Annotated in this window: 21 protein-coding genes and 3 tRNA genes; 8 read left to right on the top strand and 16 right to left on the bottom strand. The window is 66.0% G+C overall.

Annotated elements, in window-relative coordinates; all coding sequences use genetic code 11:
- Nucleotides 1–59 precede the first annotated feature (59 nt).
- The 12 genes from K2W61_RS27515 to rnr form a co-directional block, all read right to left on the bottom strand.
- Nucleotides 60–1,988 carry a potassium transporter Kup gene (locus K2W61_RS27515; RefSeq protein WP_175135223.1) on the bottom strand — a complete coding sequence of 643 codons (1,929 nt, stop codon included), beginning with the start codon at nucleotides 1,986–1,988 and terminating at the stop codon, nucleotides 60–62.
- Nucleotides 1,985–3,010, bottom strand: a complete 1,026-nt coding sequence (locus K2W61_RS27520; RefSeq protein ID WP_175135224.1) for a sensor histidine kinase — start codon at nucleotides 3,008–3,010, stop codon at nucleotides 1,985–1,987. Before K2W61_RS27520 ends, K2W61_RS27515 begins: the two co-directional genes overlap by 4 nt.
- Nucleotides 3,011–3,190: 180 nt before the next feature.
- Entirely contained in the window at nucleotides 3,191–3,862 is a 672-nt protein-coding gene (locus tag K2W61_RS27525) for a response regulator transcription factor (RefSeq protein WP_175135225.1), read from the bottom strand.
- Nucleotides 3,863–3,927: 65 nt separating this feature from the next.
- Nucleotides 3,928–4,407, bottom strand: a complete 480-nt coding sequence (locus K2W61_RS27530; protein WP_175135226.1) for an ExbD/TolR family protein — start codon at nucleotides 4,405–4,407, stop codon at nucleotides 3,928–3,930.
- Nucleotides 4,407–5,396 (bottom strand): MotA/TolQ/ExbB proton channel family protein, encoded by a 990-nt coding sequence (locus tag K2W61_RS27535; protein WP_236757134.1) that lies wholly within the window; start codon nucleotides 5,394–5,396, stop codon nucleotides 4,407–4,409. The genes K2W61_RS27530 and K2W61_RS27535 overlap by 1 nt, the downstream gene beginning before the upstream one ends.
- A gap of 1 nt (nucleotide 5,397) precedes the next feature.
- Nucleotides 5,398–6,195 (bottom strand): energy transducer TonB, encoded by a 798-nt coding sequence (locus K2W61_RS27540; protein ID WP_175135228.1) that lies wholly within the window; start codon nucleotides 6,193–6,195, stop codon nucleotides 5,398–5,400.
- A 255-nt stretch (nucleotides 6,196–6,450) separates the two neighbouring features.
- Nucleotides 6,451–6,526 (bottom strand) — tRNA-Val (locus tag K2W61_RS27545).
- Between the two features lie 146 nt (nucleotides 6,527–6,672).
- Nucleotides 6,673–6,945 carry an HU family DNA-binding protein gene (locus K2W61_RS27550; RefSeq protein ID WP_003812968.1) on the bottom strand — a complete coding sequence of 91 codons (273 nt, stop codon included), beginning with the start codon at nucleotides 6,943–6,945 and terminating at the stop codon, nucleotides 6,673–6,675.
- Between the two features lie 360 nt (nucleotides 6,946–7,305).
- Nucleotides 7,306–7,986 carry a Fe2+-dependent dioxygenase gene (locus K2W61_RS27555; protein WP_175135229.1) on the bottom strand — a complete coding sequence of 227 codons (681 nt, stop codon included), beginning with the start codon at nucleotides 7,984–7,986 and terminating at the stop codon, nucleotides 7,306–7,308.
- A 53-nt stretch (nucleotides 7,987–8,039) separates the two neighbouring features.
- The gene (locus K2W61_RS27560; RefSeq protein ID WP_175135230.1) at nucleotides 8,040–9,284 is read right to left on the bottom strand and encodes a cystathionine gamma-synthase family protein; all 1,245 of its coding nucleotides are present in this window, start codon (nucleotides 9,282–9,284) and stop codon (nucleotides 8,040–8,042) included.
- A 42-nt stretch (nucleotides 9,285–9,326) separates the two neighbouring features.
- Nucleotides 9,327–10,064, bottom strand: coding sequence for a 23S rRNA (guanosine(2251)-2'-O)-methyltransferase RlmB (gene rlmB / locus K2W61_RS27565; protein WP_175135231.1), 738 nt, complete (start codon nucleotides 10,062–10,064; stop codon nucleotides 9,327–9,329).
- 228 nt (nucleotides 10,065–10,292) lie between these two features.
- Nucleotides 10,293–12,758, bottom strand: coding sequence for a ribonuclease R (gene rnr / locus K2W61_RS27570; RefSeq protein WP_175135232.1), 2,466 nt, complete (start codon nucleotides 12,756–12,758; stop codon nucleotides 10,293–10,295).
- Nucleotides 12,759–12,936: 178 nt separating this feature from the next.
- On the opposite strand from rnr, the gene K2W61_RS27575 reads away from it, so the two are divergent.
- Nucleotides 12,937–13,021: transfer RNA gene (locus tag K2W61_RS27575), tRNA-Leu, on the top strand.
- A gap of 170 nt (nucleotides 13,022–13,191) precedes the next feature.
- Here the strand turns inward: K2W61_RS27575 and K2W61_RS27580 are convergent.
- Nucleotides 13,192–13,803 (bottom strand): tRNA-uridine aminocarboxypropyltransferase, encoded by a 612-nt coding sequence (locus K2W61_RS27580; protein WP_175135233.1) that lies wholly within the window; start codon nucleotides 13,801–13,803, stop codon nucleotides 13,192–13,194.
- A gap of 205 nt (nucleotides 13,804–14,008) precedes the next feature.
- Between K2W61_RS27580 and K2W61_RS27585 the strand changes: the two genes are divergently transcribed.
- Nucleotides 14,009–14,093: transfer RNA gene (locus tag K2W61_RS27585), tRNA-Leu, on the top strand.
- 98 nt (nucleotides 14,094–14,191) lie between these two features.
- On the opposite strand, the gene K2W61_RS27590 is transcribed toward K2W61_RS27585, so the two are convergent.
- Complete coding sequence (locus K2W61_RS27590; protein WP_175141766.1) at nucleotides 14,192–14,632, bottom strand: GNAT family N-acetyltransferase; 441 nt, start codon at nucleotides 14,630–14,632, stop codon at nucleotides 14,192–14,194.
- A gap of 119 nt (nucleotides 14,633–14,751) precedes the next feature.
- On the opposite strand from K2W61_RS27590, the gene K2W61_RS27595 reads away from it, so the two are divergent.
- The 4 genes from K2W61_RS27595 to K2W61_RS27610 all read left to right on the top strand — a co-directional run bounded on the left by K2W61_RS27595 (nucleotide 14,752) and on the right by K2W61_RS27610 (nucleotide 19,889).
- Nucleotides 14,752–15,660, top strand: a complete 909-nt coding sequence (locus K2W61_RS27595; protein ID WP_236757135.1) for a DMT family transporter — start codon at nucleotides 14,752–14,754, stop codon at nucleotides 15,658–15,660.
- Nucleotides 15,661–15,691: 31 nt separating this feature from the next.
- The gene (locus tag K2W61_RS27600; RefSeq protein WP_175135236.1) at nucleotides 15,692–16,636 is read left to right on the top strand and encodes an AEC family transporter; all 945 of its coding nucleotides are present in this window, start codon (nucleotides 15,692–15,694) and stop codon (nucleotides 16,634–16,636) included.
- A gap of 170 nt (nucleotides 16,637–16,806) precedes the next feature.
- Nucleotides 16,807–18,030, top strand: a complete 1,224-nt coding sequence (locus K2W61_RS27605) for a YeeE/YedE family protein (protein WP_236757137.1) — start codon at nucleotides 16,807–16,809, stop codon at nucleotides 18,028–18,030.
- Between the two features lie 188 nt (nucleotides 18,031–18,218).
- Nucleotides 18,219–19,889: an FMN-binding glutamate synthase family protein gene (locus K2W61_RS27610; RefSeq protein WP_175135238.1), complete on the top strand. Its 1,671-nt coding sequence runs from the start codon at nucleotides 18,219–18,221 to the stop codon at nucleotides 19,887–19,889.
- 21 nt (nucleotides 19,890–19,910) lie between these two features.
- Here K2W61_RS27610 and K2W61_RS27615 read toward each other — a convergent pair whose 3' ends face one another.
- Both K2W61_RS27615 and K2W61_RS27620 read right to left on the bottom strand, forming a co-directional pair.
- The gene (locus tag K2W61_RS27615) at nucleotides 19,911–21,368 is read right to left on the bottom strand and encodes a phospholipase D-like domain-containing protein (RefSeq protein ID WP_236757139.1); all 1,458 of its coding nucleotides are present in this window, start codon (nucleotides 21,366–21,368) and stop codon (nucleotides 19,911–19,913) included.
- An 11-nt stretch (nucleotides 21,369–21,379) separates the two neighbouring features.
- Nucleotides 21,380–21,712, bottom strand: coding sequence for an ElaB/YgaM/YqjD family protein (locus tag K2W61_RS27620; RefSeq protein WP_175135855.1), 333 nt, complete (start codon nucleotides 21,710–21,712; stop codon nucleotides 21,380–21,382).
- Between the two features lie 350 nt (nucleotides 21,713–22,062).
- On the opposite strand from K2W61_RS27620, the gene egtD reads away from it, so the two are divergent.
- Both egtD and egtB read left to right on the top strand, forming a co-directional pair.
- Nucleotides 22,063–23,040, top strand: a complete 978-nt coding sequence (gene egtD / locus K2W61_RS27625; RefSeq protein WP_175135854.1) for an L-histidine N(alpha)-methyltransferase — start codon at nucleotides 22,063–22,065, stop codon at nucleotides 23,038–23,040.
- Nucleotides 23,041–23,075: 35 nt separating this feature from the next.
- Nucleotides 23,076–24,398, top strand: coding sequence for an ergothioneine biosynthesis protein EgtB (gene egtB, locus K2W61_RS27630; protein ID WP_236757140.1), 1,323 nt, complete (start codon nucleotides 23,076–23,078; stop codon nucleotides 24,396–24,398).
- Nucleotides 24,399–24,448 lie beyond the last annotated feature (50 nt).

Genomic DNA, 24,448 nt, shown 5'->3' on the forward strand with positions numbered 1-24,448 from the left:
CAGTCAGGCACGCCGGGCGTCTCAGGAACCCGGCTCGTCCCAGACCCAAAAAAACAGGCCTACAACTCCACCTGCATCCCCATCTCCACCACGCGATTGGCCGGAATCTTGAAGAACTTGGTGCTGCGCGTCGAATTGCGCGCCATGAACGAAAACACCGCCCGCCGCCAGCGCAACAATGCCGGCTTCTTCGCCGCCACCACCGTCTGCCGCGACAGGAAGTAGGACGTGCGCATCGGCTCCAGATCCAGCTCCGGATAGGCTTCGGCCACCTGCCGCAATGCCTCCGGCACGTCCGGATCTTCCTTGAAGCCGTAGTTGATCGTCGCCGCCCAGCTCGACGCGCTCATCTTCTGCACCGAAAATCGCTCGTCCTCCGACACGTACGGCACGTCCGCCACCCGGATCGTCAGGAACAGCACATGGTCATGCAGCACCTTGTTGTGCTTCAGGTTGTGCAGCAGCGCCGGTGGCACATTGCCCGAATTCATCGTCATGAAAATCGCCGTGCCCGGCACCCTCGACGGCGGATAGGCCTCGAGTTGCTCCATGAACTCCTTGAGCGGCTGCCGGTCGCGCTGCTGCATGTCAGACAGCAGCCGACGGCCGCGCCGCCAGGTCATCATCAGCGTGAACACCACGATCGCCACCACCAGCGGCAGCCAGCCGCCCTCGTGGATCTTGAATACATTGGCCGAAAACAGCAGCACATCGAACATCAACAGCAGGCCCAGCACCGCAAACCAGAGCAGGCGCTTGACACCGGTGCTGCCGCGCGGCAGCACCGCGAAGGCCAGCACCGAAGTCGTCAGCATGGTGCCGGTCACCGCGAACCCATAGGCCGCGGCGAGATTGTCCGAATTGCGGAACAACAGCACCAGCACCAGCACCGCGCACAACAGCAACGCGTTGACCTGGGGCAGGTAGATCTGGCCCTTCTCCACCGCCGACGTGTGCAGGATCTGCATGCGCGGCCAGAAGCCCAGTTGCACCGCTTGGCGCGTCACCGAGTAGGCGCCCGAGATCACAGCCTGCGAAGCCACGATAGTAGCCACGGTCGCCAGCGCCACCAGCGGCGCCAGGGCCCAGTCCGGCGCCATCATGAAGAACGGATTGCGGATCGCGGCCGGATCGCGCAGCAACAGCGCGCCCTGGCCGAAGTAACACAGCGTCAGCGCCGGCAGCACCATGCTGAACCAGGCGCTGCGGATCGCCGGGCGGCCGAAATGGCCCATGTCGGCATACAACGCCTCGGCGCCGGTCAACGCCAACACCACCGCGCCCAGCAGCACGAAACTGATCCAGGGAAACTCGACGATGAAACGCAGCCCCCACATCGGATTGAGCGCGGCCAGCACCTCGGGCGTCTGCCACACTTGCCAGGCGCCCAGCGCCGCCAGCGTGCCGAACCACAACAGCATCACCGGCCCGAACAGCTTGCCCATGGCCCCCGTGCCGTGCGACTGGATCGCGAACAGCGCCACCAACACCACCAGCGCCAGCGGCACCACCCAGGGATCCAGAGTATGCGAAACAATGCCGATGCCTTCCAGCGCCGACAACACTGAAATCGCCGGCGTGATCATGCTGTCGCCGTAGAACAGCGCCGCGCCGAATATGCCCAGCACGATCAGGATCCAGCGCAACTTGCCCTCGCGGCTGCGCACCGCCAGCTCCAGCAGCGCCAGCGTGCCGCCTTCGCCACGGTTGTCGGCGCGCAGGACCAGCGTCACATACTTGAACGACACCACCAGCATCAGCATCCAGAACAGGATGGACAGCACGCCCAGCAAGTGGGCCGGCTCCAGGTCGGTGTGCACGCTCAGCCCCGTCAGGCAGGCCCGCAGCGTGTAAAGGGGACTGGTGCCGATATCACCGTACACCACCCCGAGCGCCCCCAGGATGAGTGCCGCGCGCGACGACGGTGCATGACCGGCGTGCGCCTGGCCGTTGGACGAGGAAGGAGCACTGACCGGGCCCTGGCTCATGATGTAGGTTCTTGCCGTGTGAGTTGAGCCCCCTTGCGAGGACCGGGAAACACGACCGACAGTCGTGTTCCGGAAAAATCGGGCCGGCTGGTGAGCTTCCACCAGGCGCCGTGCGCATGCGCGATCTCGCGCACGATGGCAAGGCCCAGGCCCGAGCCACCGGCGCTGGCCGATGGCGAACGATAGAACGCCTCGAAGACGCGATCGCGCTCTTCGGGTGGAATGCCGGGGCCGTCATCCTCGACCGTCAGCGACGGTGGATTGGCGCCGACGATCAAGGTGATCTTGCCGGTGGCGTTGCCGTAGCGCAGCGCGTTGTCGATCAGGTTGCCCAGCAATTCGGCCAGCAGCAAGGGATCGGCGTCGATCCAGATCGGCGCATCGGGCGCGACCAGATCCAGCTCATAGCGCGCCTCGCGCACCCGCGGAAACCATTCGGCGCCATGCGCCCGCACCCATTCGCACAGATCGATACGCACGAAGCTGTCCTGCGGCCGGGCATTGGGATCGGCGCGCGCCAGCACCAGCAATTGCTGGCCCAGCCGGATCATGCGGTCACTGACCGCCTTGATACGCTCGGCACGCGCCCGCACATCGTCGGGCAAGGGGCGCGCCAGCATCAATTCGGATTCCAGCCGCAGGCCCGACAGCGGGGTGCGCAGCTGGTGGGCGGCATGCCCGATGAAACGGCGCTGCGCCGCCAGCGAGGCATCGAGCCGCAGCAGCAGATCGTTGGTGTGGGTAACCAACGGCTCGATCTCGACGGGCACGCCAGCCACCTCCAGCGGCTGCATGTCGTCGATGGAACGCTGGCGGATCTCCTCGGACAGGTGATTGACCGAGCGCAGGCCGGAGCGCACGCCCTGCATCACGACCCAGGTGAACAGGCCGATCAGCATTACCTGCCCCACCACCATCAGCCAGAAGAAGTCTTCCAGCATCCAGAGCGACATGTCGATCTTGTGGGTGATGACCCAGGTGGCCGCCAGGTCCAGCAGCACCAACAACAGGATCGGCGGCATCAGGCGGATGACCAGATGCCGCGCGAGCGAGCGGGACGGAAGCACTGGGCGGGGGGCGGCGGAAGCGGAAGGCGTGCGATCTGGCGTCATGACGCGGAGTCCTCGCTCAGGAGGACGTGCAGGGGAGACCGCCGCGGGCCGGCCAGGCTAGCCGGCATCCAGCGGCCGGGCGGGCGGCCGTCAGGCCGTTTCCACATCCAGCATGTAGCCGAAGCCACGCACCGTCTGGATGCTGGCGCCCGTGCCTTCCAGGCGCTTGCGCAGGCGGTATACGTAGACTTCCACGGCGTTCTCGCTGAAATCGGCATCCCAGGCCGACAGCGAATTGACGATCTGGCGCTTGGTGACCACGCGACCGACACGTGCCATCAGCATTTCCAGCACGGACAACTCGCGCACCGACAGTGACAGGCGCTGGCCGTTGGCCCGGACTTCACGGCCAACGGTGTCGAACACCAGAGGGCCGACTTCAATCAGCGGCTGCGCCTGCCCTGCCCGACGGCGGCCGAAAGCGCGCACGCGGGCGGCCAACTCGGGCAGTTCGAAAGGCTTGGTGACATAGTCGTCGGCGCCGGCGTCCAGCCCGGCAACACGGTCTTCGATGCCGTCGCGGGCCGTCAGAATCAGGACCGGAACCTGGCTGCCGTCCTGGCGCAGCTGACGCAGCACGTCCAGGCCGCTCATGCCGGGCAGATTGAGGTCGAGCAGCATCAGGTCATAGGGCTGGCCGGCAAGCGCGCCCAGGACGCGGTCGCCATCGGTCAGCCAGTCGACCGCATAACCCTGGTCGGCCAGAAATTCCTGGAGCGCATGGCCCAGGGTGGTGTCGTCTTCGATTACCAGAACTCGCATGCCGCGATTCTAGCGCGATCCCGGAAAAAACGGGGCGCGAAATGCGCCCCGTTGTTGGGAATCGTTCAAGGCTTGGACGGCGCCGCAGGGGCCCCAGTCGCTGCCGGCTCGTCCGCCGCCGCGCCGCCCGAAGGCGGCGTGGTGACGAAACCGATGCGCGTCATGCCAGAGCGACGGGCCGAAGCCATGACCTTGGCCAAGGTCTCGTAGCGGGTGTTCTGGTCGGCGCGGATACGGATTTCAGGCTGCGGCTTGTCGCCGGCGATCGACTTGAAACGGTTGGGCAGGTCGTCGATATTGACCGGCTTTTCGTCCCAGAACAGCGCGCCCCCGGCATCGATCGCCAGATCCACGGTCTTGGGTTCTTCCTCGATCTGCTCGGCGGCCACCTGGGGCATGTTGATCTTGATCGAATGCGCCAGCAGCGGCGCCGTGATGATGAAGATCACCAGCAGCACCAGCATGACGTCGATCAGCGGCACCATGTTGATCTCGGAAACCGTATGGGTCCCGGACCCCTTGCCCTCGAAGCTGCCAAAAGCCATTATGCGCTCCCGCGTTGGGCCGCAGCGTCGTTACCGTGCTGACGGCGCAGGGCACGCACCTTGCTGTCCGACAATGCCACTTGCTGGCCGGTCGTCAGGAAGGCGAACAAGTCATGCGCGAACGCGTCCAGGCGCGACAGGTAGACCCGGTTGTTGCGCACGAAAGTGTTGTAGGCCAGCACAGCCGGGATGGCGACCGCCAGGCCCAGGCCGGTCATGATCAGGGCTTCGCCCACCGGACCGGCGATGCGGTTGATGGTGACGCCATCGGACAGGCCGATACCGACCAGCGCATGGTACACGCCCCACACCGTGCCGAACAGGCCGACGAAAGGCGCCGTCGAGCCCACCGAGGCCAGCACCGTCAGGCCGTTCTCGAGCTTGGCGGTTTCCTCGTCGATCACCTTGCGCATGGTGCGGGTGACGAAATCGCTGCTCGAGCCCGCCTCCTCCAGCTTGGTGGCGCCGAACTTGTTATGGTGCGCCTGCGCGTACATGGCGTGGCTGGCCAGATGCGAGAACGGATCGCGCGCGCCGTGCGTCACGATTTCGTTTTCCACCTGCTCCAGCGAGCTGGCGTTCCAGAACTTGTTCAGGAAGTCGGCCGAGCGGCGGCGCATGCTGATGTTGCTGCCGACCTTGACCAGGATCAGGTACCAGGTCACCAGCGACATCAGGATCAGGATGATGAACAGGCTCTTGCCGACGACATCGCTCTGGGCAACGAAGTGCAGGAAACCCATGTCGGGGACGGGCGCGGCGGCTGGCACCGGCGCGACCGCGGGCAGCGCGGCGGCGGCGCTGTGCAGCGCGTCCGCGGACTGCTGGATCGCGCCAGTGGCCTGCTGAACGACGCCGCCCGCCGCGGCTGCGGCTTGCTGGGCGGCGGGAGCCGCGACGGCAGCGGCGGGTGCCGCAGCCGCCGGAGCCGCTGCCGGGCTGGTGGCCGCCTGCGCCACCAGGGTGGCGCTGTGCATTGCGTTGGACATCTCAGTTCCTCATTACGAAATCGAACGGAATCTTTGCTTTGGCGGGATAAGCCACGCCATTGCGGCTATAGGGTTTCATGCGGGCCTTGCGCGCGGCGGCCAGTGCCGACTCGTCCAGCCGGGGAAAGCCCGACGACGAATCGATCGTGGCACGCTCGACCAGCCCCTGCGTGTTGATTTCCACCAGGACAACCACCCGGCCCTCTTCGCGCATGCGCCGTGACGCCATCGGATAGTTGGGCATCGGCCGCGCGCCCAGGTACTCGATCTGGGTTTCCTGCAGGATCTGGTCGGGCGGCGGCCCCTGGCGCGGCGCTTGCGTGGCCTGCGCGCCATCCGGCGCGCCGGTGGGCGGCGTCTCAACGGGGGGCTCCGGCTTGGGCTCGGGCTTGACCTCCTGCTTGGGCTGGGGCTTGGGTTTCGGCTTGGGTTTTGGCTTGGGCTTGGGCGCCGGCATCGGCGGCTTTTCGACCACCTCGGGCTCGGGTTCGGGGTCGGGCTCCGGTTCCACCTTGGTTTCCGGCTCGGGTTCGACCTCGGGCTGCGGTTCCGGCGGCGGCTCGACCACGGGCTGCGGCACTTCGGGCGCCGGATCGGCTTTGGCGACCTGGGGAATGGGCGCTTCGACCACACTCACCATGATGGCCTCGGGCTCCTCCAGTTCGGGAGGGTTATCGGGAGTCAGGTAGATGGCATAAACCACCGCGGCGTGCAGCGCGACGACCGCCAGGCCCGCGCCTATGCGTATACCAAGGGAAGATGGTGGTGAGGGGTTCAAACCACGTTGAAAGCTAGGCATGAATCAGCCAGGATGCATTGACTTATCTGGCCAACCCCGAAAATGCGCGCCAAGAACGCGCGCCGGCTGACCAGCACAAGCCAGACATGATATCTTAAATGCGAATGATTCGCACGTCATATTTCGTCTGCAACAGCATAACATTCGGCCGCGCGCCATGGCCTACCTGCCCCTGCCCCCGCGCGCACCGCGAACGCCGCGCAAACAAAAAACCCGCCACGGTACCGTGTGCGGGTTTCTGATTCGGCTTGCTGATGGTGGGTGCTACAGGGGTCGAACCTGTGACCTACGCCTTGTAAGGGCGCCGCTCTACCAACTGAGCTAAGCACCCGTCTGATTTTGGTTTCGCCGCGAATGCGATGCGGAAAAACACTGCCGGGGTACTCAAAAGCAATACGCGGGCCGGAGTATACCGGACCGCGTACCTGTCGGCAAATCAAGGAGTGCCGCGCACGCCCGATCCGCCTTGCCGTCGATTTAGTTGACGGCGTCCTTCAGGGCCTTGCCCGGACGGAACTTCGGCACCTTGGCCTTCTTGATCTTGATGGTTTCACCCGTGCGCGGGTTGCGGCCGGTGCGAGCGGCGCGAGCCGACACGGCAAACGTGCCGAAGCCCACCAGGGTGACCGTACCGCCCTTCTTCAGGGTGGTCTTGACGGCACCGATCAGGGCGTCAAGCGAACGACCGGCGGCAGCCTTGGAGATATCGGCCTTGCTGGCAATGTGATCGATGAGTTCGGTTTTGTTCATTCAGGTGTACCCCTCACAAGGTATGGAGTCTGCCGGGAGTGCAGTTCATCATGGTGTCATGCAGGACATCACGACTCGGCGCGCATACCCGACAAACGACGAACAGACTAGTGGATAAACTTTTTCTTGCGCTGCAAAGCACAACTTTTAAACTGCTGCGCCGCTTAGGTTTCGAGGGCTTTGAAGCCCTCGAACCGTCAGCGACGCAGACGTGTATTAGGCCTTGGCGTAGAGCGGCTGTCAAGCGAAAACCTCACGATAAGCCGCACCAATACTAGCTTTTAGGCCTTTCCGCAATAAACATAAACGCGCATTTCGGGGTTTGCACGACAGCGCCTTGCCCCCCCCTTGGCGCGCGCCTCAAACATCGGCCCAGCGGCGCAGCAAATTGTGATAAATGCCAGTGAGCTGCACGATCGATGGGTGGCCCTGCGCATCCTGATTCAAGCGCTGGATCGCCACGTCCATGTCGAGCAACAGGGCGCGCTGGCTGTCCTCGCGCACCAGGCTCTGCATCCAGAAGAACGAACTGATCCGGGCGCCACGCGTGACCGGATTGACCTTGTGCAGGCTGGTGCCGGGATACAGCACCATGTGGCCCGCCGGGAGCTTCACGGTGCGCGGGCCGTAGGTATCGTCGATGACCAGCTCACCGCCGTCGTAGGCGTCCGGCTCGGAGAAGAACAGCGTGGCGGACAGGTCGGTGCGCACGCGCTCGGCGGTGCCGGCAATGCCACGCACGGCGTTGTCGACGTGATAGCCGAAAGCCTCGCCGCCTTCGTAGCGATTGAACAGCGGCGGGAATATCTTGCGCGGCAACGCCGCCGACATGAACAGGTTGTTGCCCGACAGGCGCTGCAGGATCAGGTCGCCCAGTTCCTGTGCCAGCGGATGTCGCTCGGACAACTGGCGGTTGTGCTTGACCGCGGCGGATTGATGGCCGGCGGTGACCTTGCCATCCACCCAGTCGGCGGCTTCGAGGCGCTGGCGGAGGGTGGCCGCCTCGTCAGCGGAGAATACTTCGGCGATCTGTATCAGCATGGCTTCCTGCCCGGGTTGCGGCCGGCGCATCGCCACGCCGGAGACCCGTGGGATTATCCCTGCAGGCTGCCGTTGAGCGCCTGATCGAAGTCAAATAGCAGATCAGTCTCATCCTCGATGCCCACCGACACCCGGATCAGGCTGTCGGCGATCCCCATCTGCTTGCGCCGCTCGGCGCCCATCTCGTAATAGATGGTGTGCGCGGCCGGCAGCGCCAGGCTGCGCGTGTCGCCCAGGTGGGTCGCCATCAGCACAACGCGCAGGCGGTTCAGGAAATCGAAGCAGTCCACGCCTTCGGCCAGCTCCACGCCCAGCAAGCCGCCAAAGCGCGAACCGAACAGCGCTGCGGCGCGCGCGTGTTGCGGATGACTGTCCAGCCCGGGGTAATGCACCTTCGCCACGCCGCGATGCTCTTGCAGGAAGCGCGCCAGCGCCAGCGCATTGGAACAGTGCTTGGCCATACGCAGGGCCAGCGTCTCGGCCCCCACCGCGATGCGGTGCGCGGGCTCGGCCGCCAGCGTGCCGCCCATATCGCGCAGGCCTTTCTTCTTGATCTGGGTCAGCCCCCAGCCGGTGGACGGGCCCTTGCGATAGGCGTCATGGATGTTCGAATAATTGGCCCAGTCGTACAGGCCGGTATCGGTGACGGCGCCGCCGAGCGCATTGCCGTGGCCGCCAATGTACTTGGACAGCGAATTCATCACCAGCGAAGCGCCCACCGTCGATGGCCGGAACATCCAGGGCGACGTCAACGTGTTGTCGACCACATAGACCAGCCCCTTCTCGCGGCAGATCTCGCCGATGACCGCCAGGTCGGCCACCTGGGTGCCGGGATTGGCGATGGTTTCGGTGAACACCATGCGGGTATTGGGCCGGATCGCGGCGCGCACCTGCGCCGAGTCGGTCGCGTCCACGAAAGTGATTTCCACCCCCAGCTCCAGCAGCGTGCCGAGCAGGCTGTTGGTATTGCCGAACACGTACTGGCTCGACACCAGGTGGTCGCCACGGCGCAGCAGCGTGGTGAAAATGGCCGCCAGCGCGGCCATGCCGGTGGCGAAGCTCACCGTGCCCTTGCCGCCTTCCATATGGTTGACCTTGGCTTCCAGCGCCGTGGTGGTCGGCGTGCCCTGGCGCGCGTACGTGAAACCCGGCTTGCCCTGGAATACCGCCGCCAGTTCACGCGCATCGGCGTAGGCGAATTCCGACGAGGGATGCATCGGCTTGTGCACCGCTCCGTGCTCGACGGATTGCTGGCGGTCGGAATGGAGGATCGTGGTGGTAAAGCCGTTCTGGTGCATGATGGGTTACGCGGGAAGGGAAAGATCTACGGAGATACGGATTCAGGCCTGGCGCTGGCGCACGGATTCATAGAGACAGACGGCGCTGGCCACGCTGACGTTCAGGCTCTCGACCGAACCCAGCATGGGAATATTGACCAGTTGGTCGCAGGTCTCGCGCGTCAGCCGGCGCATGCCCTCGCCTTCGGCGCCCATGACCCAGGCCATGGGCTGGCGCGCGTCGACCTGGTGCATGCTCTCGGTGGCCTGGTCGTCGGTCCCCACCAGCCACACTCCGCGATCCTTCAGGCCGCGCATGGTGCGCGCCAGGTTGGTGACCATCAGGTACGGCACGGTATCGGCCGCGCCGCACGCGACGCGCTGCACCGTGCTGTTCAACCCCACCGCGCGGTCACGCGGCGCGATCACGGCGTGCACGCCGGCGGCATCGGCCGTGCGCAGGCAGGCGCCCAGATTGTGGGGGTCCGTCACACCATCCAGGATCAACAGCAGCGGCGGCCCCTCGATCACATCGAGCACCTCATCCACATCCACCGCCAACTGGCGCTCATCGGCCAGCGCCACCACACCCTGGTGGCGAGTCCCGCGCGCCAGTCCATCCAGGCGCTCCATCGGAACCGGATGCAGGCGGCAGCCGGCCCGCTCGACCTGCTCGATGAGCGTCTGCATGCGCTTGTCGCGGCGCGACGCTTCTACGTAGATTTCCTTGATCGACTCGGGCGCGTGGCGCAGCCGCGCGACAACCGCGTGAAACCCGGCAAGGACTTGGGTCGACGCCATAAATGCAAATACCTTTAGAGAAACGAATACCCGCGCCGGAGCGGAACGGGCCGCCGGACGCACCGGCCACAGGCGCAATGTTACCCCTTATGGCCTTATTCCTTATGGCCTCATCCCTTGTCGCCGGCGCCGCGCCCCCCCCCCAGGGGCGCGCGGCCAGGACGCCCGCCTTGCCAGCGGGATGCCACGGCGCCCCGCCCTTCCCGGGAGAAACGCCGCGGCCCGCCGTCAGTGGCGCTTGCGCGTGGCCTGCTTGGCCGGCGCGGCGTGCTGGGCAGCCTTGGGCGGCTTGCTCGCCTTCTTGGCGGCAGCGCGCCGCTCTTTGGCGGTCTGGCCCTTGAGCGCGGCCGGCTTGGGCGCGGCTGCCTTCTTCACGCGGCGCGGCCCCTCGTCGGGGCCGCGGGCCGCGGCCTTGCGCAAGGCATCGAAGCTGGTGCCCTGCACCAGACGGAATTCGATCCGGCGCGCCTCCAGATCGACCCGCGACACCTGCACCTGGACCTTGTCGGTCAAGCGGTAGCGCATGCCAGTGCGTTCGCCGCGCAGCTCGTGCAGCGCGTCGTTGAACTGGAAGTACTCGCCGCCCAGCTCGGAAACATGCACCAGCCCTTCCACGTGCAGCGTGTCGAGCGTGACGAAGATGCCGAAGCTGGCCACGCCGGTGACGGTGCCGCTGAAATCCTCGCCCACACGCTCCTTGACGAACCAGCACTTGAGCCAGGCCTCGACATCGCGCGAGGCTTCGTCGGCGCGGCGCTCGCTGGCCGACAGCACCAGGCCCAGCTTTTCCCAGATGGCGTGTTCGTGCTCGCGCTGGGTGCGGCCGATCACGACCGGCTGCTCGTCCAGGCTGGGCACGTAGCGCTGGCCGGCCAGCAACGCCTTGATGACGCGGTGCGTGAGCAGGTCGGGGTATCGGCGGATTGGCGAGGTGAAATGGCTGTAGCCGGGATATGACAGGCCGAAGTGGCCCAGATTGTCCGGGCTGTAGATGGCCTGCTGCATCGAACGCAGGCACATGGTCTGCAGCAGCTGGTAGTCAGGACGCCCCCGCACCGAGTCGAGGAAATCACCGTAGTCCTTGGCGCTGGGCGTCTCGCCCCCACCCAGCGACAAGCCCATGGTGCGCAGGAATTCACGCAACGATTGCAGGCGCTCGGGCGTCGGGCCTTCGTGGATGCGATACAGGCCGGGATGCTTGCTGCGCGCCATGAAGTCGGCCGCGCAAGTATTGGCGGCCAGCATGCACTCCTCGATCAGCTTGTGGGCGTCGTTGCGCACCGCAGGCACGATCTGTTCGATGCGGCCCAACTCGTTGCAGACGATCTTGGTCTCGACCGTGTCGAAATCGATGGCGCCGCGCTTCTTGCGGCTTTGCGAAAGCAGCTGGAAAAGCTCGTACAGGCTCTGCACCTGCGGCATGACGGCGCGCATGGCATGGGCCGCGGGGCCGCCAGGCTGCTGCAGCGCCGCCCAGATATTGGTGTAGGTGGTGCGGGCGTGCGAATGCATGACCGCGTTGTAGAACTGATAGGCCGTCACGGTCCCGGCCTTGGCCCCCGATGCCGGGATCACCATGTCGCACACCAGCACCAGGCGATCGACATCCGGGTTCAGCGAGCACAAGCCGTTGGACAACGATTCGGGCAACATCGGGATGACGCGGCGCGGGAAATACACGCTGGTGCCGCGCTCGAGCGCATCGTCGTCCAGCGCATCGCCGGGCCGCACGTAATGACTGACGTCGGCGATGGCCACCAGCAGGCGCCAGCCCGGGCGCTTGCGCTGGCCCGTTCCCAGTTCCACCGCCTCGCAATAGACGGCGTCGTCGAAATCGCGCGCGTCCTCGCCGTCAATGGTGATCAACGGCACGTCGCGCAGATCGACGCGGTCTTTCAGGTCGGTCCTGCGCACCACATCCGGCAACCGTGCGGCCTGCTTGCGCGCCGCCTCGGAGAATTCAACCGGCACGTCGAACTTGCGCACCGCGATCTCGATTTCCATGCCGGGATCGTCGATCTCGCCCAGCACCTCGGCCACGCGGCCCAGCGGCTGCGTGTGGCGGGTGGGCTGTTCGATGATCTCCACCGACACCACCTGCCCGTGCTGGGCTCCGTTGGTATCGCTGGGCGGAATCAGGATGTCGTGCTTGATGCGCTGGTCTTCCGGCACCACGATGGACAGGCCATGTTCGTGCAGGAAACGGCCCACCAGTTTATTGGTGCGGCGCTCGATGACTTCGACGATGGTGCCTTCCGGCTTGCCGCGGTATTCGCCCGACGGCTTGACCAGCACGCGGTCGCCATGCAGCACCTTGAGCATTTCGCGCGGCGACAGGAACAGGTCCGGCCCGCCATCATCGCGCAGCAGGAAACCGAAGCCATCGCGGTGGCCCAGCACCTTGCCGGCCACGAAATCCAGCTTGGTGGCCAGCAGCAGCACACCCTTGCGATTGGGCATCAATTGGCCGTCGCGCTCCATGGCGCCCAGGCGGCGTTCGAATCCCACCATCGTCGCGGGACGCTCCACGCCCATGCGCTCGGCCAGTTCCACCGGGGACAACGGCGCCCCCGCGGATCGCAGCGCCTTCAGGATGGCTTCACGGGACGGGACATCGGGATCGAAGTCTGGCGGCGCTTCCGGCAACGGAGTGGATCTGTTGTTGTTCGATTCGTTATTCGATCGTTTTGCCAAAGCTAATTTTTCCGTATATAATGCGCAGCTTCTGTGGTTCGCCCAAGGCTGAACACTGAAGCAGAAATGGTCAGACGGATTGTAGAGTGGTTTTGCAATTGCGCTTTGAATACATGAGAAAAACCTCATGCAATCGAAGTGGCAGCGTATCACAAAGTTCTGACTGCAATGTCTCAGTGCCCAGGTGGCGGAATTGGTAGACGCGCATGGTTCAGGTCCATGTGCCGCAAGGTGTGGAGGTTCGAGTCCTCTCCTGGGCACCACGGAATTTCAGCCAAGGCTGCCTGGATTCGCGATGCATGCAAGTCGTCGCGGAAACAAGCGAACAGCGTTGGCAAAAAGTTAAAAACCCCGGAAATCGCGAGATTTCCGGGGTTTTTGCTTTGCGCGACCCAGTTGGGTTGGGCGCCCCGCCCATGACTCCCGTCATGGGTCAGCGCCACGGCACCTTGCGGTTCAAGTGGTGGCGCGCATACAGGTCCGCGCCCATCCCCGCGATCTGACCATCGATCAAGGCCTCGAACGGCCGCAGCAGGCCGTCGAAGTTGCGCGGCGCCTCCAGCGCGTTGAGCGCATGCGTCACCGCCTCGATGGTGGACAACGCACCCGGGATATCCGCGTGCCGCACCCGGTAGCGCGTGACCAGACCAGGCGGCAGCATCACGCGTGGCAACGCGGCCAGTTGCGGATTGATGTGCAGCAGCTTGCGCGCATGGGTCCAGGTGCCATCCGGCACGATCAATTGCACCGGCGCACCCGTCGCGGCGGCACACCCCGGCGTCAATATCTCGGCGCCCTCGCCCGGAAACAGCACGCAAGGCTCAAAGCCTGGCTCGGCCCACTGCGCATACTGGAAGCGCTCCCCCACCAGGCGCCGCGCGCCCTCCAGCCCCAGCACCGCCAGCCGCGCCGTGTTCAGCGCATGGCGCGCCTCGCTCGGATGCTGCAAGACCACCACGCGGGTTCGCGGCACCAACGCCGGGATCAGCGCACATAGGCAATGGGATTCAGGGCGCTTGCAGCGCAGGCAAAGAAGGCGTGACATGGGGCGACACTATAGCGAAGCCGGCCGCCTCAAAAAAAGTGAAAAAAATGCCGCACGACTTGCACACTTTCAAAAAAGTATGCATAATCTCGTTCCTCTGCTGTTGAACACGAAACGAAACGCAGCCGGTAGCAAAAAGTCGAAAGACAAGAAGCCGAAAGGTGGAAGGCAAATCGGAAAGCGACGTGGAAGGTGAAACATCAGCGCCCAGGTGGCGGAATTGGTAGACGCGCATGGTTCAGGTCCATGTGCCGCAAGGTGTGGAGGTTCGAGTCCTCTCCTGGGCACCAATTATTACATCACGAGATACCTGTCGTGATGCGCCAAGAAAACCCCGTTCGCGAAAGCGTGCGGGGTTTTTGTTTTGCCCCGCAGCCCCAGCGCCGGATTACGCCAGCACCCGCGTCATGACGACGTGCGCGATGCCGGCCTCCATGAACTCCTCGCCTTCGACCTGGAAACCGTGGGCTTCGTAGAAGCCCTTGGCATGGGCCTGGGCATGCAACACCAGCATGCGATGGCCATCGCCATGCCCCTGGCTGACCAAGGCATCGAGCAATTGGCCGCCGACGCCCAGCCCGCGTGCCCGCTTGTGTACCGCCATGCGGCCGATGTGGCCATCCGGCAACAGGCGGCCGGTACCGAGCGGCGTCCCATCCGCGCCGTAGGCCACCGCGTGCACCGACACCGCGTCGTCATCGTCCATTTCGACTTCGGGCGGCACATTCTGCTCGACCACGAAAACATCGTAGCGGATCGCCGCGGCGTCGGCGCGCAGGCGGTCCCAGGTTCCGAGAGTGATCCGTACCGCCGGTTTGTCAGTAGCCATTTGTATGTCCTCGCGCTGCGGCTTGCCGAAAAGATGATCGCGCCATTTTCGCAGGGATGGCGCATCCGCGAAACAGGCGTACCATCGCGGCTGGCCCATTCCCGCAGCGGACCCTCCAGATGCCGCAAGCCGCAACGCCCGCCTGGTTGAAATTCGCGCCCGCGCTTTTCCTGCTGCTATGGGCCAGCGGCTTCGTCGTGCTCAAGGTGGGGCTGGCTTACGCCGATCCACTGACCTTCCTGGCATTGCGTTATGCCTGCGTGATGGCGCTGCTGGCGCCGTTCCTGCTGGCGTTGCGGCCACCGTTGCCCCAGGGCGCCCATGCCTGGATGCATCTGGCCATGGTTGGCCTGCTGCTGCAGGCCGGCTACTTCTGCTGCACCTACCTGTCGCTCAAGCAGGGCATGTCGGCCGGTGGATTGGCGCTGATCACCTCGCTGCAACCCATCCTGATCGGACTGCTGGCGCCGATGATCGCGCACGAACGAGTCAACGCGCGGCGCTGGGCGGGGCTGGCACTGGGCGTGTCCGGCGCGGCGCTGGTCATTGTCGCCAAGGCCTCGGTCGACCTGGCCTCGACGCTCGGCCTGGTGTTCGCGGGCGCCGCCCTGCTCTGCATCACCAGCGGCACACTGTATGAAAAGCGCTTTGGCGTGCCGACCCATCCCGTGACCGCCAACACGGTGCAATACGCCGTGGGGCTGGCGGTCACGGCGCCGCTGGCATTCTGGCTGGAGCCGATGCGCATCGAATGGAGCGCGCCGCTGCTGGGCTCGCTGGCCTACCTGGTGGTGGGCAATTCACTGGTCGCGATCACACTGCTGCTGGCCATGTTGCGCCATGGCGAGGCATCGCGCGTGTCGGCCCTGTTTTTCCTGGTGCCGCCTTCCACCGCCGTCATTGCCCTGCTGGTGCTGGGCGAGCCCATCCCGCCGCTGGCGTGGCCCGGCATGGCGCTGGCGGCGCTGGGCATCCTGCTGGTGACGCGCTCGGCACACGGCCACGCCATGCCGCGGCAAGTAGAATGAGCGCCTTTCCGCGCTCGCCTCTTTCACCGCCATGAATGCCGTCATCACCGCCGCCCTGCCGGTCTTCGCGCTGATCCTGACCGGATGGCTGGCGGCACGCTGGCGTCTGCTGGGCGCGGGCGCCACCGACGCGCTGAACCGCTACGTGGTCTACCTGTCGCTGCCGGCACTGCTGTTCCGCGCGATGACCCAGGTCGATCTGGCGCACATGGCGCATTGGGGGTTCGTCGGCGCCTTTGCCGGCGGCATCGCCGTCACCTTCCTGTTGGCATTCCTGCCGCGCAAGCGTGGCCCGCGCGGGCTGACCGATCGTGGCATCGAAGGCCTGGCCGCGGCCTATGCCAACGCCGGCTATATGGGTATCCCGCTTTGCCTGGCGCTGTTCGGCGCCGAGAGTCTGGCGCCCGCGGCCTTCAGCACGCTGCTGACGGCCAGCGTCCTGTTTGGCTGCACCATCGCCTTGATCGAGTTCGACCGCCAGCAGGCGCCAAGTCTGGCCGCCACGCTGACCAAGGTCGGCCGCGCGCTGATGCGCAATCCCTTGCTGGCCGCACCGGTGCTGGGCCTGGCATGGGCCGGCACCGGCCTGGCGCTGCCCGAGGGGCTGGATCGTTATGTCTCGCTGCTGGGCGCGTCGGCCAGCCCGTGTGCGCTGGTGACCATCGGCCTGTTCCTGGCCCAGACCGAAACCGCCAGCCCCGGCCCGGGCGTGCTGCGGTTGGTGGCCGGCAAACTGCTGCTGCAGCCCGCCGTGACCGCGCTGCTGGCATTCCAGGTGTTTTCCATGCCGCCGCTGTGGGCCTGGACGGCAGTGCTGATGAGCGCCCTGCCGATCGGCACCGGCCCTTTCATGCTGGCGCAGATGTATGGCCGCGACGCGCGCGTCACCTCGCGCGCCATCCTGGTCTCCACCGTGCTGTCGGTGCTGACGGTCAGCCTGCTGGTGGCCTGGATCAGCGCCCACCCGATCGCCTGAACACCGGTCCTGGTCGTTATATAACTTGAAGTCATAAAAAAATCCGCGATTGGTTCTTTGAGAAATGTTCCGCCGGCCTTAGACTGCAGCGGACCATAACGGGTGCGGCAACGCGCCCGTTTGCTTTTCCCTCGCCGGCATCGTTCTTGCCGCTCCCTCTGGACCCGACCATGAGTACCCACGTTTCCGCCCTGCCCCTGCCCGCGGCCTTGCCGCCGGTCCGCGCCAACCGCAAGCCGCTCTGGATCGCGCTATTGCTGGTGCTGGCCGGCGCGCTGTACCTCCACCAGACCGTCAGTTGGCGCCAGGGCGCGCTGTGGATCGTCGGCGCGTTGCTGGGCGTGGCGCTCTACCACGCCTCCTTCGGTTTCACCCAGGCCTGGCGCGTGTTCGTCTCGGATCGCCGCGGCGCCGGCCTGCGCGCGCAGATGTTCATGCTGGCGCTCGGCGTGCTGCTGTTCTTCCCGTTCCTGGCGCAGGGCTCGTTGTTCGGCCTGCCGGTCAGGGGCCTGGTGGCTCCCCCGGGCGTATCGGTGGTACTGGGCGCCTTTCTGTTCGGCATCGGCATGCAACTGGGCGGCGGCTGCGCCTCGGGCACGCTGTTCGCGGTGGGTGGCGGCAATACCCGCATGCTGGTCACGCTGCTGTTCTTCATCGTCGGCTCGGTCGTCGCCACCGCCCATTTCGATTGGTGGTCCGCGCTGCCCGCGCTGGCGCCGACTTCGCTGATCAAAACCTGGGGCCTGGCGCCCGCCATCATTGCCAACCTGGCGGTGTTCGCGCTGATCGCCTGGATCGCCACCGTGCTGGAAAAGCGTCGCCATGGCCATGTAATCTCACTGGCCGCGCGCACCACGCGCCCGGCTTCGCTGCTGCAAGGTCCGTGGCCGCTGATCTGGGGCGGCGTGGCGTTGGTGGCGCTGAATTTCGCCACGCTGGCGCTGGCCGGCCGGCCTTGGGGCATTACCTCGGCTTTCGCACTCTGGGGCGCCAAGACGCTGGACGCGATGGGCAGTGACGTGGCCACGTGGACCTATTGGAGCAGGCAGGCGGGCCTGAGCGCGCCGCTGCGCCAGGATGTGACCACGGTGATGGACCTCGGCCTGATGCTGGGCGCGCTGGCCGCGGCCAGCGCCGCCGGCAAGTTCGCGCCGGTCTGGAAGGTGCCCGCGCGCTCGCTGGCCGGCGCGGTTATCGGCGGCCTGTTGCTGGGCTATGGCGCGCGTCTGGCCTTCGGCTGCAACATCGGCGCCTATTTCAGCGGCATCCTTTCGGGCAGCCTGCACGCCTGGTTGTGGTTGCCGGCGGCCTTTGCCGGCAGCGCCCTGGGCGTACACCTGCGCCCGCTGTTCGGTCTGGCGGTCGAAAGAACCCCCGTAGCGTCCAGCTGCTGAAAAACACTGTTCCAGCAAGCCCCCCTGTTCGGGGGCTTTTTTTGCGCCTGTCCCGCGCAACGCCAACGCTGGCGCCGCCTTCGGGACGACAGACTGATCCGGGATGGCCGCCGCGCCGCGCCGTTCGTTTACCGGTTTTACCGTCGCCCTGGTGTATGGTTGCTGCATCCCGCAATACGGAGATGGACATGCAATGGATCGCCGGCCGCTATACGGCCTTTATCTTGACCCTGGTGGCCGCCGTCGCGACCACCGTGCTGGTCTTCACGCACTCGTACTGGTGGCTGTGGGCCGCCGTGCCGTTGCTGCTGCTGGGCCTGCTGGGCGTCTACGACCTGATCCAGACGCGCCACGCCATCCGCCGCAACTATCCGGTGCTGGGCAACCTGCGCTTTCTGTTCGAGTTCATCCGGCCCGAAATCCGTCAGTACTTCCTGGAGGACGACACGCAAGCTTCGCCGTTCTCGCGGGCGCAGCGTTCGATCGTGTACCAGCGCGCCAAGCGCGAAATCGACAAGCGTCCCTTCGGCACCCAGGAAGACGTCTACGGCGACCGCTATGAATGGATCAACCATTCCATGTCGCCGACCCATATCGGCGATACCGATTTCCGTGTGACCGTCGGCGGCCCGGACTGCACCCAGCCGTATTCGATGTCGGCATTCAACGTCTCCGCCATGAGTTTTGGCGCACTGTCGGCCAACGCCATCCTGGCGCTCAACGAAGGCGCTCGCCAGGGCGACTTCGCGCATGACACCGGCGAAGGCGGCATCAGCCGCTACCACCGCCAACCGGGCGGCAGCCTGGTGTGGAACATCGGCTCGGGCTACTTCGGCTGCCGTGACGAACATGGCGCCTTTTCCGAGGAGGCATTTGCGCAAAACGCCTGTACCCCGCAGGTCAAAATGATCGAGATCAAGTTGTCGCAGGGCGCCAAGCCGGGCCACGGCGGCATCCTGCCGGCGGGTAAGGTCACCCCAGAGATCGCCGAAGCGCGCGGTGTCGCGCCCTGGCAGGATTGCAACTCGCCCGCCAGCCACTCGGCCTTCGACTCGCCCATCGGCCTGATGAAGTTCGTGGCTCGCCTGCGCGAGCTGTCCGGCGGCAAGCCGGTGGGTTTCAAATTCTGCGTCGGCCACCCCTGGGAATGGTTCGCCATCGTCAAGGCCATGCTGGAAACCGGCATCACGCCCGACTTCATCGTGGTGGATGGCGCCGAGGGCGGCACCGGCGCCGCGCCGGTCGAGTTCGTCGACCATGTCGGCACGCCGCTGCGCGAGGCGCTGCGCCTGGTGCACAACACGCTGATCGGCGTGAACCTGCGCGACCGCATCAAGCTGGGCGCTTCGGGCAAGATCATCACCGCTTTCGACATGGCCCGCGTCATGGCCATGGGCGCCGATTGGTGCAACGCCGCGCGCGGCTTCATGTTCGCCATCGGCTGCATCCAGGCCCAGGCCTGCCACACCGGCAAATGCCCGACCGGCGTCACCACCCAGGATCCGCTGCGCCAACGCGCCCTGGTGGTGCCGGACAAGGCTGAGCGCGTGGCCAATTTCCACAAGAACACGCTGCACGCGCTGGCCGAATTGCTGGCCGCCGCCGGCCTGACCCATCCGGGCCAATTGCGCCCCCATCACATCGCCCGCCGCATTTCGCCCAGCGAGATCCGGCTGCTGTCGGCGCTGTTCCCCGAACTGGCGCCGGGAGAACTGCTCCGGGGCGAATTCCGCCACCAGGTGTTCCGCACCGGCTGGTCCATGGCGCGCGCCGACTCGTTCCAGCCGACCCACGACATCAGCACCGCGTTGGCCCAGGAACACGCCATGGCGCATCCGCCGCGGCCCGCCACGGCCTGAGCGCGCGGACGCGCCGGCGTGCTACAGCCAGCGCTCGAACATCCGCGAAAAGAACTCCATGAAGCGGTCATCCACGCCCCGGGCCTGCCAGGCCCCGGGGCTGATCCGTACCGATGCGGCCACATCGCGCTGGAACAGGGCCTCCATCCCGGCGCCGAAGTCCGCCCCCAGCACGACCGCGTTGACCTCGTAGTTCAATGCAAAGCTGCGCCAGTCCATGTTGCTCGATCCAACCGTGGACCAGACGCCGTCCACCACCGCCGTCTTGGCATGCAACAGCGCATCGCGCCGTTCGTAAAGTTTCACGCCAGCCTGCAGCAGCCGGGTGTAGTGGGAACGGCCGGCATGGAAGACCAGTGAGGAATCGCTGAAACCGGGCAACACCAGCACCACATCCACCCCCCGGCGCGCCGCGGCCGCCAGCGCATCGACGAAGGCCGGATCCGGCACGAAGTAGGCCATGGTGATGTGGATCGAACGTTGGGCACTTTCGAACGCGGACATCAACGTCAGATAGACCGTGTAGCCATCGCTGCGGTCAGGCTGGTTGGCCAGGATCCGCACCCGCGTCGGTCCCGCCGCCGGTGCGATGGCCACGCCGCCGCCTCGCAAGGGCTCCTTGGCCTGGGACTGCCATCCACGCTCGATCACCGCTTCCAGTTGCGCCACGGCCGGCCCGTCGATGCGCAGATGCGTATCGCGCCATGGCGCGCCGGCGGCGCCGGTGCGCTCGCCATCCGCGCCGCCCGGCGCGACGCTCTCGGCCGCCGGCGATGACGCATACACGGCGCTGACGTTGATACCCCCCAGGTAGCCGACCTTGCCGTCCACGACCAGGATCTTGCGATGGTTCCGCTGATTCGGCGACCAGCCGGCGCGGCTGCCGCTGGCCGGGTTGACCGGATTGAAAACGGCCACTTGCACGTCCGCATCGCGCAGCCGCTGGAACAGCGCATCCGGCGTATTGAGGGTGCCTACCGCGTCCACCATCAACGCCACATCGGCGCCCCGGCGCTTTGCCGCGATCAAGGCCTCGGCAAAGCGCGCGCCTTCCTCATCATCGTCGAAGATGTAGGTTTCCATATGGACATAGCGCCGCGCCTGGGCGATCGAACGCAGCATATCCTGGTAGGTGCCTGGCCCATCGGTCAGCAGGCGCACGCGATTGCCGGCCACCAGCGGCGCGCCGCTGACCGCCTCTTCCGCCGCTAGGTGGCGCGCCAGAAAATCGTCCCGCGCATTGCGCGGATCCGCCGCGATAGCGTGGCCGCGCCGGTAGCTCTCCCGGGCTGCATCGGCCGACAGCCCGGCCTGGGCCTGGCGCGCGGCGCGCTCGCGCGCATCGGGCACGCTGGCGCACGCGGCCAGCACTGCGATGCCGCCGGCCAGCGCCGCGGCGCGCCATGCGCGCCACCAGCCGGCGGCCCCCGCCCGGGCCGTCGCGCGCGGTGAGGCCGGCGGGACCGGCGATGGCCTCATGACATGCGCGCTCAGCGCCGGTTGGCCAGCAGGCAGCAGCCCAGCAATACCCCCACCAGCGTGGCCACGCCGACCGACTTCCACGCGTGTTCATGGACATATTCATCGGCATAGGCCCGGGCGCGGCGCGCCCGCTCCCGCGCCACTCCTTCCCAATCGCCCGCGGACTCGCGCGCGTCGGCCAGCTGCTGCTTCAGGCGCGCGCGCGCAGCCTCGATTTCGGACCCCGTGTACGAGGCCGTCGAACGCAGCAGATCCTCGGTACCGGCCAGCAGTTCGTGGAGGCTGTCGTTGACGCGCTCACGATGCAAGGCCATTTCAGCGCGTTGGTGCTTTCGATTCATGGTCGCTCCTTTTTTGCTTGTGGTTTACGGGGGCCAGCCGGCACGGCGCATCGCCGCTGCCGGCGCGGGCCGGACAGTTGCCGCCCAGGCCATGACCCATTGTGGCCACTCCCCGCATCTCGCGCCCGAGCTTTGGCAACCAGCCGTTAACCGATATTTCAGCGGCGCGGCACTTGCTGAACGGTCCGGGCCTGACAGCCCGCGCCCGTGGCGACCTCCACGCGGCCGACCGGTCGATTTAGTAAAAGTCCATTGCATTTCAGCGGCTTAGGCTTGACACCAGAACCCCTCTGTCCGCCACAATAAGCCTTTGCAATGCGCTTCATCAGCCTCACAAAGGAACTGAACGCATGGTCTCTCCCTCCGCCCTGCCAGCCGGCGCCGATTCGTATTTCCTGGCGCCCCCGTCTGCATCTCCCCGCCCCGAACAGCAAGAGCTGCGCGACGGGTTGCTGGACAATCCTGCCCATATCGACCCCAAATTCCTTTACGACGCGCTGGGTTCGTCGCTGTTCACCGCCATCACCCAGTTGCCCGAGTATTACCCCACCCGTTGCGAGGCCGAGATCTTCGAGCGCCACGGCCAGGATATTGCACGGCGCGTCGGGCCGGTGCAGGCCATGATCGACCTGGGCGCGGGCGACTGTGCCAAGGCCGAGCGGCTGTTCGCCAGCCTGCGGCCGCGCCACTACGTGCCCATCGACATCTCCGCGGACTACCTGCAGTCGGCGGTGCGCAGGCTGCGCCTCTCCTATCCGGACCTGCGCATCACCCCGATCGGCCTGGACCTGTCGCAAGCGCTGGCGCTACCGGCCGAGATCGCTCCCGAGCAACGTCTGTTTTTCTACCCGGGCTCCAGCATCGGCAACCTGGACCCGGAAGCGGCGCTCGCCATGTTGCGGCGGATCCGGCGCCAGTGCGTCGGTGGCGGGCTGCTGGTGGGCGTTGACCGGGTCAAGCCCAGGCAGGTACTGGAGCCCGCCTACGACGACGCCCTGCACCTGACGGCCGCCTTCAACCTGAACGTGCTGCGCCATGTCAATCGCGTGCTCGGCAGCGATTTCGACGTCGATGATTGGCACCACGTGGCGCTATTCAATAGCGATCGCTCGCGTATCGAAATGCACCTGCAAGCGCGCCACCCCGTCACCGTCACCTGGCCCGGCGATGCCCGGCACTTCGCACCGGGTGAACGCATCCATACGGAAAATTCGTACAAGTTCGCGCCACAGGCCTTTGCCGATCTGCTGGGGCGCGCGGGCTTCAACAACATCGAACACTGGTCGGATTCGCGCGGCTGGTTTTCGGTTTTCAGTGCGCGCGCCTGACGCGCCCGCCCGCAACCCGCCACGGGAGGATCGCCATGGAACCCGCCTGCCTGCTGACCCACCCCGCCAGCGGGCCCTACGCCGCCGGACAGGCGGGCCAGCATGATCGCTACGATGCCGTGCGCGCCACCACCATGGCGCTCGCGGCGCCGCTGAGCCCGGAGGATTGCCAGGCGCAGTCCATGCCGGATTGCAGCCCCGTCAAATGGCATCTGGCACACACCACCTGGTTCTTCGAAACCTTCCTGCTGTCCCACTTCGCGCCACCCGTGCCGGTGTTCCATCCACAGTACCGCATGCTGTTCAATTCGTATTACAACGCTGTCGGCGCCAAGCACCCGCGCCCGCAGCGCGGCTTGCTGACCCGTCCGCCGCTGGCCGACGTAATGCGCTACCGCCAGCATGTGGACCAGGCCATGCACGCACTGATCTCTCGGCTGGGCGGCAACGATCCGGCCTTCGATGCATTGCTCGAGCTGGGCTTGAACCACGAGCAACAGCACCAGGAACTGATCCTGACAGACCTCAAGCATCTGCTGTACGCCAACCCGTTGCGCCCTGCATACGTGGCGTCGGGTTCGCCGGCCCTGCCGCCAGGCACGCCGGCCGGATGGACGCATTACGCCGGCGGCATAACCCGCATCGGCCACGAAGGCGGCGGTTTCGCCTTCGATAACGAAGGCCCCGCGCATGATGTGCTGCTCCCCCCGTTCCATTTGGCCAACCGCCTGGTGACCCAACACGAGTATCTGGCGTTCATCCGCGATGGCGGCTACAAACGGCCGGAACTGTGGCTATCGCTGGGATGGGAAAAAGTCTGTGCCGAAGGCTGGCGCGCGCCCTTGTACTGGGAAGGCGAGCGTGACGATTGGCGCGTCTTCACGCTACGCGGCATGCAGGAGTTGGAGTTGCAGGCCCCGGTCACGCACATCAGCTATTACGAAGCCGATGCCTACGCGCGCTGGGCCCGGGTACGCCTGCCGCGCGAGGCGGAATGGGAGCACGCGGCCCGGACCCGGCAGTTGCCAGACGCCGCCTGGTCGAGCCGGGCCAACCTGCTGGAAAATGGCCATCTCGATCCGCGCCCCGCGCCCGCCAGGCTGAACGCCAGCGGGCCCGCGCAGTTGTATGGCGATGCCTGGGAATGGACCGCCAGCGCCTATGACGCCTATCCCGGCTTCAAGCCCGACGCGGGGGCCGTAGGCGAATACAACGGCAAATTCATGTGCAACCAGTTTGTGCTGCGAGGCGGCTCCTGCGCCACCCCGCGCGGCCACCTCCGGCCCAGCTATCGCAACTTCTTCCCGCCGGAAGCCCGCTGGCAGTTCTCCGGCATCCGACTGGCCCGGGACGACTGAGGCGCAGGCATAAGAAAAACCGCGGCTAGAGTTGCATTGCAAAAATATTC

This window comes from Achromobacter pulmonis, from assembly GCF_021733725.1.
Taxonomy (GTDB): Bacteria; Pseudomonadota; Gammaproteobacteria; order Burkholderiales; family Burkholderiaceae_B; genus Achromobacter; species Achromobacter pulmonis.

Bases quoted from the DNA above. Each gene is read 5' to 3' on its own strand.
- K2W61_RS27515 (WP_175135223.1), bottom strand. From the start codon at position 1,988: ATGAGCCAGGGCCCGGTCAGTGCTCCTTCCTCGTCCAACGGCCAGGCG.
- K2W61_RS27520 (WP_175135224.1), bottom strand. From the start codon at position 3,010: ATGCCGCCGATCCTGTTGTTGGTGCTGCTGGACCTGGCGGCCACCTGG.
- K2W61_RS27525 (WP_175135225.1), bottom strand. From the start codon at position 3,862: ATGCGAGTTCTGGTAATCGAAGACGACACCACCCTGGGCCATGCGCTC.
- K2W61_RS27530 (WP_175135226.1), bottom strand. From the start codon at position 4,407: ATGGCTTTTGGCAGCTTCGAGGGCAAGGGGTCCGGGACCCATACGGTT.
- K2W61_RS27535 (WP_236757134.1), bottom strand. From the start codon at position 5,396: ATGTCCAACGCAATGCACAGCGCCACCCTGGTGGCGCAGGCGGCCACC.
- K2W61_RS27540 (WP_175135228.1), bottom strand. From the start codon at position 6,195: ATGCCTAGCTTTCAACGTGGTTTGAACCCCTCACCACCATCTTCCCTT.
- K2W61_RS27550 (WP_003812968.1), bottom strand. From the start codon at position 6,945: ATGAACAAAACCGAACTCATCGATCACATTGCCAGCAAGGCCGATATC.
- K2W61_RS27555 (WP_175135229.1), bottom strand. From the start codon at position 7,986: ATGCTGATACAGATCGCCGAAGTATTCTCCGCTGACGAGGCGGCCACC.
- K2W61_RS27560 (WP_175135230.1), bottom strand. From the start codon at position 9,284: ATGCACCAGAACGGCTTTACCACCACGATCCTCCATTCCGACCGCCAG.
- rlmB (WP_175135231.1), bottom strand. From the start codon at position 10,064: ATGGCGTCGACCCAAGTCCTTGCCGGGTTTCACGCGGTTGTCGCGCGG.
- K2W61_RS27580 (WP_175135233.1), bottom strand. From the start codon at position 13,803: ATGTCACGCCTTCTTTGCCTGCGCTGCAAGCGCCCTGAATCCCATTGC.
- K2W61_RS27590 (WP_175141766.1), bottom strand. From the start codon at position 14,632: ATGGCTACTGACAAACCGGCGGTACGGATCACTCTCGGAACCTGGGAC.
- K2W61_RS27595 (WP_236757135.1), top strand. From the start codon at position 14,752: ATGCCGCAAGCCGCAACGCCCGCCTGGTTGAAATTCGCGCCCGCGCTT.
- K2W61_RS27600 (WP_175135236.1), top strand. From the start codon at position 15,692: ATGAATGCCGTCATCACCGCCGCCCTGCCGGTCTTCGCGCTGATCCTG.
- K2W61_RS27605 (WP_236757137.1), top strand. From the start codon at position 16,807: ATGAGTACCCACGTTTCCGCCCTGCCCCTGCCCGCGGCCTTGCCGCCG.
- K2W61_RS27610 (WP_175135238.1), top strand. From the start codon at position 18,219: ATGCAATGGATCGCCGGCCGCTATACGGCCTTTATCTTGACCCTGGTG.
- K2W61_RS27615 (WP_236757139.1), bottom strand. From the start codon at position 21,368: ATGAGGCCATCGCCGGTCCCGCCGGCCTCACCGCGCGCGACGGCCCGG.
- K2W61_RS27620 (WP_175135855.1), bottom strand. From the start codon at position 21,712: ATGAATCGAAAGCACCAACGCGCTGAAATGGCCTTGCATCGTGAGCGC.
- egtD (WP_175135854.1), top strand. From the start codon at position 22,063: ATGGTCTCTCCCTCCGCCCTGCCAGCCGGCGCCGATTCGTATTTCCTG.
- egtB (WP_236757140.1), top strand. From the start codon at position 23,076: ATGGAACCCGCCTGCCTGCTGACCCACCCCGCCAGCGGGCCCTACGCC.